Below are 13,351 nucleotides of genomic sequence, written 5' to 3'. Positions count from 1 at the left end.
AAATGATAAGTAATAGAAGGCTAATGTGAATAGAATATTAAGAATGCCCTGGGGAAGTTTTCCATTTTCACCGTCTTATAGATAGAAGTATCTGTGAATACGATGAACTATTTTATGAAACGTTTTAAATATAAAAATATTGAAGCCTTTGTTTTCAGGCTTTGGGCACGGGAAGTTTCGGAGGAAAAAATCTCTGATAAGGAAAGTGAAATTATAGAGAAATGGAAAATCCATGCAGAAAAAGAGCTGGATCCCATTCATATGAAAGAAGTCAAAGAAAGGGTATTATCTGCGCTGGAACATTATTTTATACCTATTGAAAAAGGCAGGCATATCGGAAGTTTTAAAAAGTATGCCTACAGAGTTGCAGCTGTTATTGTTTTGCTTTTGTCATTGGGAGGCTGGTTTACCTATAATACATTCTTTAAACATGATGTTTACCTTGCAGGGGCTGGAAATAAAACGGTACATCTTTCAGACGGAACTGTGGTAACGTTGCTGCCGGGAGCTGAGCTTAGTGTGGATCCATCGTTTCCGGCATCTACCAGGATTGTAGATTTGAAAGGAGATGCTGTTTTTTCTGTAGCCAAATCAAAAGCTCATCCTTTTATAGTTCAGGCTGAAGGTTTCAGTACAAAAGTATTGGGAACGGTATTCAAAATCTCACAATCCGGAAAGAAAAAAGCAGTGGACCTTTATGAAGGAAAAGTGGCCGTCTCTTCTGCAGGTGCTCCCGATTCTTACCTGAAGCCCAATCAGAAGTGGACCAACTTCGGAGTAGCCCGTACTACTGCCATTATTTCATTTGCTCCGGACGGAACCCTGAATAAACAAGTGCCTGCACTATTATCTTTAAGCTTTACTGATGTTGCACTAAAGGAGGTCATTGCAGTGTTGGAAGGCAATTACAGTACAAAGATTTATTACCCTAAAGAAGCAGAAGATAAAAAGATTACCGCAGATTTTACAGGAGGAACAGTGGGTGAAAATATTGAATCACTGGCTTTCATATTGGGATTGGAAGTACAGAAAAAAGACAACATCTATATTTTGAAAAAATAAAAAAGATAATCACCAAAAAATAAATAATCAGATAACCATTAATTTAAAAGAGAACACTCACGTATGAAAAGTTTGAAATGTGGTTTTACCATAGCAGCGTTATTTTTTACTGTAGCAGCAGAAGCACAGGAATTGGTTCAGAAAGTGTCATTTTCTGTTCCTACCAACAGACCGTTAATTGAAGTATTGGAAGAATTTGCAGGAAAAACCGGAATGAGACTGGCCTACTCAAAAACAGATATTAAAGAGCTGAAGGTAAAAGGAATAAAATGTGAAAACAGTTCTATCAACAGCTGCCTGAAAGATATTACCAGCGGACTTCCTGTAGTATTCCGTCTGCATGGCGACCTTATTTCAATACAATATGCCGGCTCAGCTGTTTCTGTACCGGGAAACGGACGTATTTCAGGAAAAATTGTTGATGAAGTGGGAAACCCGATTGCCGGAGCAGAAGTAAGTAGCGCCCAGAAAGCCGTAACCACGGATAATAACGGGGATTTTAATATAGATCTTCCGTCAGGAATCTATACTCTTACGATAAAAGCCCCTAAATATAATACACTTAGGGTAGAGAAGCTATCCGTTACCAATAAGGAAACCAATACGGTTTCATTTGCATTAAATACGGCTTCCGATAAAATTACAGACATTAAAGAAGTGGTGGTAACAGCTACCCGTAAAGCAGATACGCAGGCAGGATTACTGGCTCAACAGAAAAAAGCAGCCCAGATGAGTGACGGAATTTCTGCGGAACAGATCTCTAAAACTCCGGACAGTGATGTAGGGGGAACTTTAAAAAGAGTCACTGGAATCACGACTATAGATAACAAATATGTAGTGGTAAGGTCAATGGGAGAGCGCTGGAATACCGCTGCTATGGATGGGATCAATTTGCCCAGTACTGAAGCTTATAACCAGAATTTCTCTTTCGATATTATTCCTACCGCCATGGTGGAAAGTGTAGTGGTGAGTAAATCTGCAACCCCGGATATGAATGCCAGCTTTGCAGGAGGGTATGTAGAAGTAAGAACCAAAGATATTCCCAACGAAAACTTCACTACCGTTACATTGGGAACTTCTTACAATGATCAGGCAGCATTTAAAGAATTCCTGACCCGGAAACGGGGGAAATATGATTATTTCGGATATGATGACGGAACAAGAAACTTCCCGAAAGGCCTCGAGGCGATGGGTATAAACAACCCATTGTTTTTCGAACAGTCTAAACAGTTCGTCAATGATAATTTTACGACGTATAAGACAAAAGGCGATATGGGGTCTAATATACAGATGGCACTGGGAAGAACGTATGCTCTTAAAAACAATAATAAATGGGGTTTTGCAGGCGCCTTTATCATTAAAAATGAACAGAATAAACTGGATATCGACCATACGGGAAGAGGAAACTGGCTGGATACTACCGGACCTCTTGATGCCAGCGGGCAGGTTCCTTTCTATAATTTTAAAAATACAGGGGCTTCTTACAATTACAATTCTACGCTGGCAGGGATGCTGAATTTTGGATTGCAGCTTAATAAAAGCAGAATTTCCTTCCGTAATTCCTACACACATATTTATGATAATACCCTGACCCGGATTACGGGCTGGAATGAATATACAAGTGGAAGTGGTTTACCTTCCAATGCGGAAACTTCCTATAATTATTTTTATAACGGTGTTATTCCAAACAATGATCCTTCGCAAATTAAATCGTTGGATAAACCTTTTACAGGAAACACCAATTATCCTGTTTACCAGATGTTCCTGCAGAATAAGCTGGAAGGTAATCACAAGCTTGGAAATATGGAGATCAACTGGTTTGCTGCCAGAACCGGGGTATCTTCGGATACAAAAGATTATACACTGCATCAGAGTTTATATAATTTTATAGGAAGTGAGATTTTAAGCTATCATGAGGTCAATAATTCTTCAAGTGATTTTGCCAGGGGATATATTGGTACTAAAGAAACAGATTATAATTATGGAGCTTCATTCAAATGGAATTTAGACAGAGAAGCCTTTAAAAATGATATCAAAATAGGGTATGCCGGGGCATCCAAAACAAATACCAACCAACAGCAAAAATTTTTATTGAGAGTAGATCCGAACAGGAACGTCCCGAACAGTAAAATATTACAGATGTACGGTGCCCTTTCCGATTGGTTTGACGGTTCTCATTATGCCCCCGGTGGAATTGGATGGCAGACCAGGCCTCTCTATAAAAATGATAAATATGAAGGTGAAGTGGAACAGCATGCCATATATCTTATGTTTGATAACCGCTGGAGAAACAAGTTCAGATTGGTCTGGGGATTACGGGCAGAATATTTTAAATATGATCTTATTTCCCAACAGCTCGATACTGAAGACTCCAGAAATGTAAACAAACCCAGCGTTGATGATCAACCGTGGCAATGGATGCCTTCTGCCAATTTTACCTACAGCCCCACCAATAAAATCAATGTGAGACTGGCCTATAATAAAACCGTGATCCGTCCCCAGTTTAATGAAAGAACAGGATTGCCCTATTTTGATCCTGTAGCCAATGGTCAGATTTACAATACAGAAATGGTGTCTTCTGTAGTCAATAATTATGATTTTAAACTGGAGTGGTTTCCGGGATTAGGAGAGATTTTTTCTGCAGGAATTTACTATAAAAATTTAGACCACCCCATTGAACGTGAGGGCTATATTTCTAATGAAGGAAACCTGTATCTGTATAATGGAAATTCTAAAAATGCAAAACTGAAGGGCCTTGAAGTGGAAGTACGGAAAAACCTGGGGTTCATTGCAGCCAATTCCATATTATCCCATCTTTTTGTGAGCGGAAATTTTACCTATAACGATACTAAAGTAATTGCTTTTAAAGACCGTGAAAAAACCGGTGATCATGATGCCACCTATGAAGTTTCCAGGCCTCTGTATGGGCAGACTCCTTATGCTTATAATGCAGGGTTAATGTATGATGATGAAAGACTGGGACTGAGCTTCCTGTATAACGCCAAAGGTGATCAATATATTACCGTAGGATATTCTTATAACGGGGAGGAAATACAACGACCTTATGCCGTAGCAGATGCCCAGATCTCATATAAATTTCTTCAGAACAGAAACCTTGAAGTTAAATTAAATGTCAAAAACCTTTTCAACAGGGTAAAAGAATACTATAACAATTTTAATTCCTATGCAGGAAAGAAAAGTGGAGGCGGAAGCGGCCTGGAAACAGAAAGGGAATCCCTGGAATTATTACCGGGCGCTACCAATAAATATGATAAAAATATTGACAAAATCTTATTTCGTGCCTACAGCGGAAGAATATTCGGGCTGAGTGTGAATTATACATTTTGATCAATGATAAGATAGAAGTTAAGAGCTCTTGATATAGAAATGTACAGGTTTCGGAATCCTGAACAGGAACCGGATCAATACTGATGATGCGCACAGCAGTACCGGATCAGCCAAAAACCGAACGCTACTATATTTTTCCGGGTAGTAGCGGATAAACAGGAAACCCCGGCAGATCAGCTCCTCATGGGATGCAGGGTGAAATAAAAACCAAATCGCAGGAATATAGAGGCGGATATTCCTCAATATTAAAATTTCCGGCCATAAAATAAACACCGGATCTCTTAAAAATTATAACAATGAAAAAACTAACTCTTATTGCAGCTGCTGCATTATCTCTTACTGCTTGTCAACACGATAACTTAGCAGATTCTTCTACACCATTCGATATGAAAGCAACTTCTGCGGAATATCTTACGGCTTCTGCACTTCCTGTTACTACTGTTAGCGGTGCTATTACTTCTAATACTACATGGAGTGGTGTTATAGAGCTTGACGGTACTGTAGCTGTTAAAAATGGAGCTACCCTTACTATTCAGCCTGGAACTTTTATCAAAGCTAAACCAAACGCTTCAGGAGAAGGTTCAGGAATTTTAGTAGTTACAAAAACAGGTAAAATTAATGCTACCGGGACAGAATCTCAGCCTATTATTTTTACCAGCTACAAATTATTGGATGGAAACGAAGACACTACTGCAACTCCTGGAGATTTCGGAGGGGTAATCCTTTTAGGAGATGCACCTACCAATGTACCTTCTACCACTACTATTGAAGGTCTTACAGGAAGTGATTATTATTTCGGAGGAACCAATCCTTCTCATAATGCAGGGATCTTAAAGTATGTACGTATCGAGTTTGCTGGGTACGATTTCGTAGGAGCTAACTCTGGTAATGAAGTGAATGCTTTATCATTAGGAGGTGTTGGAAACGGAACTACTTTAGATCATATCCAGGTTTCTTACGGTCAGGATGACTCTTTTGAGTTCTTTGGAGGTACAGTAAATGCTTCAAACCTAATTTCTTTTGCTGCTGAAGATGATAATTTTGACTTTGATAATGGGTATACAGGAACTATTACTTGTGCTCTTTCTCTGGCAGATTACAATTCAGCACATACTGTAAGTGGTGGAAGCCCTGATTCTAACGGTATTGAGTTGGATAACAACGCAACAGGTACAGCTACTTCATTGATTACAAATCCTGTGATCAATAACCTTACGATCATTGGCGCTAAATATGGTAATGCAGGACAAGGAGCTGCCTACGAAAACGGTATCCATATCAGAAGAAACGGTAAGTTAACTTTAAATAATGCTGTAGTAACAGGTTATCCAGTGGGAATCAAAGTAGAAGGTACAGGTTCTCAGCTTTCTGCTGCCTCTACTTTAAACTCTATTCAGGTTCATGGATTTACAACTTCTGTGACAGGTGCAGGTACAGCAGGAATTCCGGCAGCTAACCTTCTTACAGGAAATACAGCGGCATTATGGGGAATGAGCCAGCCATTCTTCAACGAAGGTCTTTGGAATGTTTCACCTAGAAACTGTGGAAACTTCCAGGGAACCTGGACAAAATACAATTTTGCTATTGTAGAATAATAAATTTTTAAAAGCAGGGAAACAGCGTATGCTGATTCCTTGCTTTTTATTACTCAAAAAAATCATAATAATAATTGTCATGAAAAAAATAATTTTATCATCTGTTCTGTTTTTATCTCAGCTGGCTACAGCACAAACCCTGGTATGGGGAAATACTTTTGATACTCCTGCTGATCTTCAGGGATGGACCTTCCATGATCTGAATAACAACAGCAATGGATGGCTTCAGGGACAAAATATTTATCACAATGGTACTTCTATGGTATATGGAACTGCAGGTGTTCTCCGTCATTCCATTAATTTAGTTCCAACAGGAACCGCAACAGGATTTGGCTCAGAAAATGACTGGATCATTTCTCCTCAGATTGATTTGTCAAATACGGCAGGAACCATCACTCTTGCTGCCTATGTCGGGAGACAAAGAACTACCCATACCACGCTCGGTAGAGACCTTTATATCTATGTGAGTACTCCTCAGAAAGCAGTTCCTGAATTATCAGATTTCCAGGCAATGACTGTAGATACTGCAGGTAATGAGCTTCCAAGCCCTTATAAAATACAAGTAGGAGGATCTGATAATCCTTTCCCTACAGATCTTACCCAATTTGTACAGGATCTGGTAGATATCTCTGCTTTTGCAGGAAAGAAAATCTATATCGGATTATGGTCCAACAGAAAACCTAACAGTAATAATATCCAAAATATCAATATCGATGAAATGGCTATCTATGCCAGCGCATTTTTAGGAACAAAGGATGTGAAAACAAAGAAAAATCTAACTCAAATAGCAGAGAACCCTGTAAAAGAAACTCTGAAATTAAAGCTTAACCCGGAATTGAAAGAAAAAACAGCAGTAGTAAGTATTTACAATGTTGCAGCCCAAAAAGTGATTACAGCTCAGTATTCCCAATCTATTAATGTAGCAGGATTATCGGCAGGAACTTATATCGCGGAAATTACTGACGGAAAGACTACAGAGCGATTGAAATTTATTAAAAAATAATAAGTTAACTCTTAAAAACAATCATTAAATAGACCATCAAATTTTACATAGACAATAATGGATAGCATTTTAACTGAAAGGCTGTCCGAAACATATCCAACCCGTTTTTTTATAATTATCTATTGCCCTGCTCATCGGGTGGGGCAATATTTTAAAGTTTAAATGATATAATTAATTCAAAAAGATGAATAAGATCTTTGCATTACTATTCTTTACCATCCTGTTTTCATGTACAGACAACACTGTAATGGAAAGGTATGATAAAATACAGAAACCCGGAGAAGTAACCATTAAAGGATTTTCAAAACCTGATGTGCTTCAGCTGAGGTTTAATGGAGTTCCGGTATCTATTAACGGAAATACTTCATACACCAATAAAATAGAAACTCAGCTTCAGTTTGTACTGGATGAAGGGGAAACCAACAAACTGGGAATATATAACAATGAAACAGGAGCCGAAATCAGAAAATATACCATTAGCTATGACAATATAGCAGATTATAAAAATCTATACTTTTTTAATCTTCCCGGCATTTTCCTGCAAACGTATGCTGTAAAGCCTCAGGTTAATTTTGGGAAAGTAGGATTTGAATTTATTTTTCCTAACCTGGGAGAATTTTCAGGATCATCACTTACCAATGTAAAAGGCATTTTAAAAAGAGAAAATGGAGTGGTACTGGCAGAATTCGAGAGTATTGGAAAGGATGATTTTACCGCGGTGAAAATTTATAATTCATTCAGCGCTACCGCTCCGGTATATCTGGAATTATATAAACCGGGAACTACAGAACCTTATGTAGGATCCGAAATGATTAAGGTGACCGTAAAACAACATATGGGGGCCAATATGATTGTACTTCAGGAAAAATTGGAAAATGGAGTATGGCTTGTAAAGGGAGACATTGATGTCGCAGAATATCTGTAATTATATATGAAAAAATTTTTGAAATTTCAGCTTATTGCTATTATAGCCTTTTTCGTTTCGTGTACCAATAATGACGAAACTGCGCCTGTTTTCCCCGACGGAAGTACAGAATCCCTGAATGTCTGGGTACAGGACAGCATGAAAAGGTATTATTATTGGGCTGATCAGATGCCTGCCAAACCGGATTATCACCTTCCGGTAAAAGATTTTTTTAAGAGTCTGTTATCCCCTCAGGACAGGTTTTCTTTTATTGTTAACACACAAGATTCCTCTACGTATCCGCGTTCCATACGAAATATGTATGGCTTTGATTATAGCGTGGTCCAGCTTACCAGTGGAGACGTGGTGACAGTGATCAAACTGGTCCTCACCAACTCTCCGGCTTTCAATGCCGGTCTGGAAAGAGGAATGATTATTACAAAAATAAATGGAAAAGCAGTTACGGCTGCCAATGCAGAAACCATTACTTCTTCTATGAAAGATCAAACGGTGATAGATCTTAAGGTGGGAAGCTGGAAAAATGGAGCTGTTACCGATGAAAAGGATGTCACCGTGTATTATGGGTATTCTTTGGAACAGCCTCTGTTATCTAAAATTTTTAATGAAAACGGTAAAAAGACGGGGTATCTGTATATCTATGATTTTCCGGATGGGATGACCCCTATGCTTCATCAGAAGTTTGCAGAGTTTAAAGCTGCCGGGGTTCAGGAATTGATTCTTGATCTGAGGTATAATTATGGAGGTTCCGTGTCATCTGCCGCAGCACTTTGTGCATTAATTCCCGCAGGAATATCAGCCAGTTCACCCTTTATTATTTTTAAAGGAAATAAAAACGGAGGTGAAGTCAAAAGAACCTTTGCTCAACAGATTTCTTACGATCCTAAAGCGCTTGATTTTAATGTATTGCATGCCAATTCATTAGGGTTAAATAAACTCTATGTTCTTACCTCAAACAGTACTGCATCAGCCGCAGAAATAGTAATCAATAACCTGAAACCCTATCTGCAGGTTGTACAAATAGGAGATGTTACCTTAGGAAAAGATATGGCCGGGTTTATAGTGGAAGACAAAAGGAAGCCCAAAAAGGTTTCCTGGCAGATCCATCCGGTTATTTATAAAGTTTTCAATGCGAACGGTACAGGGGAATACAGCAATGGGATTTCCCCACATTTTAAGGTGAATGAATACGCTCAGCTGCCATTACTTCCATTGGGAGATCCCGGAGAAACCTTAATTTCAAAAGCTTTAACCAATGTTTATTTAAAACAGGTTCAGTCTGAATCCTACAACAAAACAAAAATTCTGTATCAAAGTGATGTACCTTTTGCTGCAAAAGGAAAGTAAACGGAAAAATTAAAAAATGAATAAAAAACTGTTATTAATCTTCTTTAAAAAAAATTAAAAAATAATAAGATAAAAAATTAGTATCATGCAGGGAATAGAACCACAACTTCATACAAGCATTACCAGCCGTATCGAAAACTACCGTCTTTTATTGGAAGCTTTGGAAGATCCTGAATCCCGGTCTTCTGATATTGCTCTGCAAATTTCAGAATTAGGAAGCCTGTATGAAGATTATTTATCCAATAAAAAGAACCTTGAGAAAAGTATAAAAAACTACAGGGAGTATCATGAAAACTTAAGAAAAAGACTGACCATAAGGTTCCGGGAGCTTAAAAGAAAAGCAAGACAGAAATAATCCTCTATATAATGTAACCATTATTTTTGCTAGCTTTCTTGCGAAATTCATACATTTATACAATCAAGATGACAGAGGTATATTTATGAATTTTAATGCGACTGAACTTTCCGGCTATTTACAGATATTTTGGCATTTTTCATGGCTGGAATGGATCGTATTCAGCCTTATTATTAATGTTTTCCTATATCTGTTTTCTATTGGACTCTACCTTTTTATAGAGAAAACATGTCCTAAAAGCAGACTTCAGGAAAAAAATCATCCCATTACGGCATCCGATTTTTATCTTAGTATTTTGACGATTGCCTGCAACTGTCTTGTACTTTTACTGGGTGTGTTTTTATGGAAAAGCGGTTGGATTGAAGTGGGAAATAGAGAATTGGCGGTTGGGATAGTATCAGAGGTCATTGCTTTACTTCTTGTAATGGATCTGCTGATGTATTTTTTTCATTATGCCGCTCATCTACCCTTTGTATATAAACTGCTGCATGGTAAACATCATGAGCATATAAGCACCAATTACTTAAGTCTTTTTGTACTCCATCCGTTAGAAACGATTGGTTTTGGAATGATGATGCTTATTTTGTTGATCTGTTATCCTTTTTCTGTTGTTTCCATTTCTATTTATCTACTGCTCAATCTTATTTGGGGGACGATCGGGCATTTGAACAGAGAGTTTTTCCCTGCAAAATTTGACAGATATTGGATAGGAACCACCAGATTTCATAACCAGCATCATTTGGATGGCAGTAAAAATTTTGGTTTTTATACCTCTATCTGGGACAGACTGTTTGGAACATATAAGTAAGAGAACTGAAGCCTTAGATATAAAGTTATACTAGGATAATCTTCGTTAAAAAAACGAACTGACATAAGACTTATTCCAATAATAATATGCTTTAACGCAAAGTTTTGAAATGAGAATTGATTATTTTAAGAGAGGAAAGAAGTTGTGTTTAAAATGGCATTTGGTTAATTTAAAGCTTGAGATGCTTTAAAACCTTGCCCAGCAGATCATTAAAACTCTTCAATTCTTTAGATGTTAATATGGCAGCAGTCTGCCGGGTGATACTTTCCCGGAATGTTTCTGAATTTTCGATGATAAACCTTCCTTTTTCCGTTACTGAAAGATTAAATTTCCGGCGGTCGGTTTCATCCTGTTTCTGGATAATAAAGTCATGGTCAATCAAAAATTTTAATTGCTTTGAAATAGCTGCCTGGCTTATATTAAAAGCAGTGGATACCTCCCTTCCTGTAGCACCTTCTTTCCTCAAAATAAACTCCATAATATTATAATGAGCTGCTGTTACTCCATTGATGTCCCCTCTGTTCATGTGAGCAAGAATGAGGCATTGAAAATCAGTAAATGTGTTAAAAAATTCTTTTTCAATAGCTTTCATGAGAAATATACTTAACTTAGTTAACTATTAACAAAGGTAATCATTATACCATGGAAAATATAGAAATTACAAATGCGAGGCAAAATAATCTCAAAAATATTTCCATAAAAATTCCAAAAAATAAAATGGTTGTTTTTACGGGAGTATCGGGTTCTGGAAAATCTTCTCTGGTATTTGAAACCATTGGAGCTGAAGCCCAGCGTCAGATTAATGAAACCCAGAATAGTTTTGTACGAAACCGCTTACAGCATTATGGAATCCCGGACGTGGATAAAATTGAAAACCTGAATGTTCCCATCATTATCAATCAGAAAAGACTGGGAGGCAATGCACGATCTACCGTAGGAACAGCTACCGATGTGTATGCTTCCCTGAGGCTGTTGTTTTCAAGAATGGGGCAGCCTTTTGTAGGCTATTCCAATGTTTTCTCCTTTAATAATCCCCAGGGAATGTGCCCGGAATGTGAAGGACTGGGATTTATCCAGGCCTTGAATATTACCACTCTGATTGATAAGAACAAATCTTTACATGAAGGGGCTGTCAGATTTCCGACCTTTCAGCCGGGAGGCTGGCGTCTGACAAGATACACCTTATCCGGTTATTTTGATAATGATAAAAAGCTGAAAGATTTTACTGACGAAGAATGGGAAATGTTACTTTATGCAGAAGAACATAAACCCAAACATCCTCATAAAGAATGGGGGAAAACGGTAAAATATGAAGGGATTATTCCAAGAATAGAAAAAGCATTCCTAAAAAAAGATTCAAAAGAAAATATAACGAGAAAAGATGCATTGAAAAATGTTGTCACAACAAAGACCTGCCCATCCTGTAAAGGAAAGCGGCTTAATGACAAAATACTGTCCTGTACCATCGAAGGAAAAAATATTGCGGATTGTACCGCCCTTTCAATGGATGAATTGTTTGAATTTATTAATTCGCTGGAATCAAAAACGTATGACGTCATCATTAAGGAACTTTCCGCAAAACTCCAAAATATAATCAATATCGGGTTACAGTACCTTACATTGGACCGAACTACACAAACGCTTTCCGGAGGAGAATCTCAACGGATAAAAATGGTGAGAAACCTTGGAAACAGCCTTGTTGACCTGCTGTATATCTTTGATGAACCTAGTATTGGCCTTCATCCGAAAGACTTACAGAACATTATCCGTATTATGGAACAGATCAGAGATAAAGGAAATTCCGTTTTAATTGTAGAGCATGATCCTGATATTATTAAAATGGCAGACTGGGTGATTGATATGGGTCCCGGATCCGGAAAAAACGGAGGTAAAGTGATTTATGAAGGAACTTTTAATGAGCTAAAGCAATCTGCAGGCAAAACGGGATCTTACTTTGCAGAAAAGCCGGTTATTAACCTACATCCAAGAAAACCAAAAGACTATTTGAAGATCAGGAATGCCCGGCTGTACAATCTTAAAAATATAAACGTCAGTATTCCGACAGAGGTGATGACTGTGATAACGGGGGTGGCAGGTTCAGGGAAAAGCACTTTGATCAATAGAGTATTACCGGATTTCTATCCTGATGTGACAATTATAGACCAATCTTTATTTGCAGCCAGTGTCCGTTCCAACCTGCTTACTTATTTAAATATATCGGATACAGTACGTCAGCTTTTTGCCCATGCCAACCATGTTTCAGAGAAGCTGTTTAGCAGAAACAGTGAAGGAGCCTGTAAAAACTGTAGAGGGTTGGGTATCGAAAAAATAGATCTTGCATTTATGGACGATATTGAACAGCCCTGTGAAGAATGTGGCGGTTCAGGATTTGATCATAAGGTCCTTCAATATCACTACAATCAAAAAACAATAGTAGAAGTCATGAATATGACCGTTTCCGAGGCGATATCCTTTTTTGCCGATGAATCTGTCATTAAACATTTTGAGGTACTGATAAAATTAGGACTGGATTACCTGACGCTAGGGCAACGGTTAGACAGTTTCTCAGGAGGTGAAAGACAACGCCTGAAACTCACCAAAGAACTGAAGCACGGTAACCGGACTATTGTTATGGATGAACCAAGCACAGGTCTGCATCCCAGTGATACGCGTAAATTATTATCCTTTCTAAATACTCTTACGGATAAAAAGAATACATTAATTGTTATAGAACACAATTTAGATATTATTGCCCAGGCAGATTGGATTATAGATATAGGTCCGGGGGCCGGTAAATTTGGAGGTGAAATTATGTTTGAAGGAACTCCGGAAGGACTGTTGAAAAATAAAACATCCTATACTGCCGAATTTTTGAGGAAACATATTCAGGGATAAAAATAAACGGTTAAAA

The 13,351-nt window shown here is 37.9% G+C and carries 10 protein-coding genes; 9 read left to right on the top strand and 1 reads right to left on the bottom strand.

Going from position 1 to position 13,351, the window contains the following annotated elements; all coding sequences use genetic code 11:
• Nucleotides 1-114 precede the first annotated feature (114 nt).
• The 8 genes from MP478_RS16175 (at nt 115) to MP478_RS16140 (ending at nt 10,440) form a co-directional block, all read left to right on the top strand.
• On the top strand, nt 115-1,062 hold the full coding sequence (locus tag MP478_RS16175; RefSeq protein WP_257200998.1) for a FecR family protein: 948 nt from the start codon (nt 115-117) through the stop codon (nt 1,060-1,062).
• A 63-nt stretch (nt 1,063-1,125) separates the two neighbouring features.
• Entirely contained in the window at nt 1,126-4,410 is a 3,285-nt protein-coding gene (locus MP478_RS16170; protein ID WP_257200997.1) for a TonB-dependent receptor, read from the top strand.
• Nucleotides 4,411-4,706: 296 nt separating this feature from the next.
• A complete protein-coding gene (locus MP478_RS16165) occupies nt 4,707-6,005 on the top strand; it encodes a hypothetical protein (protein ID WP_257191369.1) in 1,299 nt (432 codons plus the stop codon).
• A gap of 79 nt (nt 6,006-6,084) precedes the next feature.
• On the top strand, nt 6,085-7,008 hold the full coding sequence (locus MP478_RS16160) for a T9SS-dependent choice-of-anchor J family protein (RefSeq protein WP_257200996.1): 924 nt from the start codon (nt 6,085-6,087) through the stop codon (nt 7,006-7,008).
• A gap of 184 nt (nt 7,009-7,192) precedes the next feature.
• Nucleotides 7,193-7,933 (top strand): hypothetical protein, encoded by a 741-nt coding sequence (locus tag MP478_RS16155; RefSeq protein ID WP_257200995.1) that lies wholly within the window; start codon nt 7,193-7,195, stop codon nt 7,931-7,933.
• Nucleotides 7,934-7,939: 6 nt separating this feature from the next.
• Entirely contained in the window at nt 7,940-9,277 is a 1,338-nt protein-coding gene (locus MP478_RS16150; protein ID WP_257200994.1) for a S41 family peptidase, read from the top strand.
• A gap of 85 nt (nt 9,278-9,362) precedes the next feature.
• Entirely contained in the window at nt 9,363-9,632 is a 270-nt protein-coding gene (locus MP478_RS16145) for a hypothetical protein (RefSeq protein ID WP_257191373.1), read from the top strand.
• A gap of 85 nt (nt 9,633-9,717) precedes the next feature.
• Complete coding sequence (locus tag MP478_RS16140; protein WP_257200993.1) at nt 9,718-10,440, top strand: sterol desaturase family protein; 723 nt, start codon at nt 9,718-9,720, stop codon at nt 10,438-10,440.
• Nucleotides 10,441-10,609: 169 nt separating this feature from the next.
• Here MP478_RS16140 and MP478_RS16135 read toward each other — a convergent pair whose 3' ends face one another.
• Nucleotides 10,610-11,032: a MarR family winged helix-turn-helix transcriptional regulator gene (locus MP478_RS16135; RefSeq protein ID WP_257200992.1), complete on the bottom strand. Its 423-nt coding sequence runs from the start codon at nt 11,030-11,032 to the stop codon at nt 10,610-10,612.
• Between the two features lie 50 nt (nt 11,033-11,082).
• Here MP478_RS16135 and MP478_RS16130 point away from each other — a divergent pair, with 50 nt between their 5' ends.
• Nucleotides 11,083-13,335, top strand: a complete 2,253-nt coding sequence (locus MP478_RS16130) for an excinuclease ABC subunit UvrA (RefSeq protein ID WP_257200991.1) — start codon at nt 11,083-11,085, stop codon at nt 13,333-13,335.
• Nucleotides 13,336-13,351 lie beyond the last annotated feature (16 nt).

The organism is Chryseobacterium sp. WG14 (assembly GCF_024586945.1).
GTDB lineage: Bacteria > Bacteroidota > Bacteroidia > Flavobacteriales > Weeksellaceae > Chryseobacterium.
Note: the sequence above shows the minus strand (reverse complement) of the source record. Positions and strands in the feature narration are given on the sequence as shown.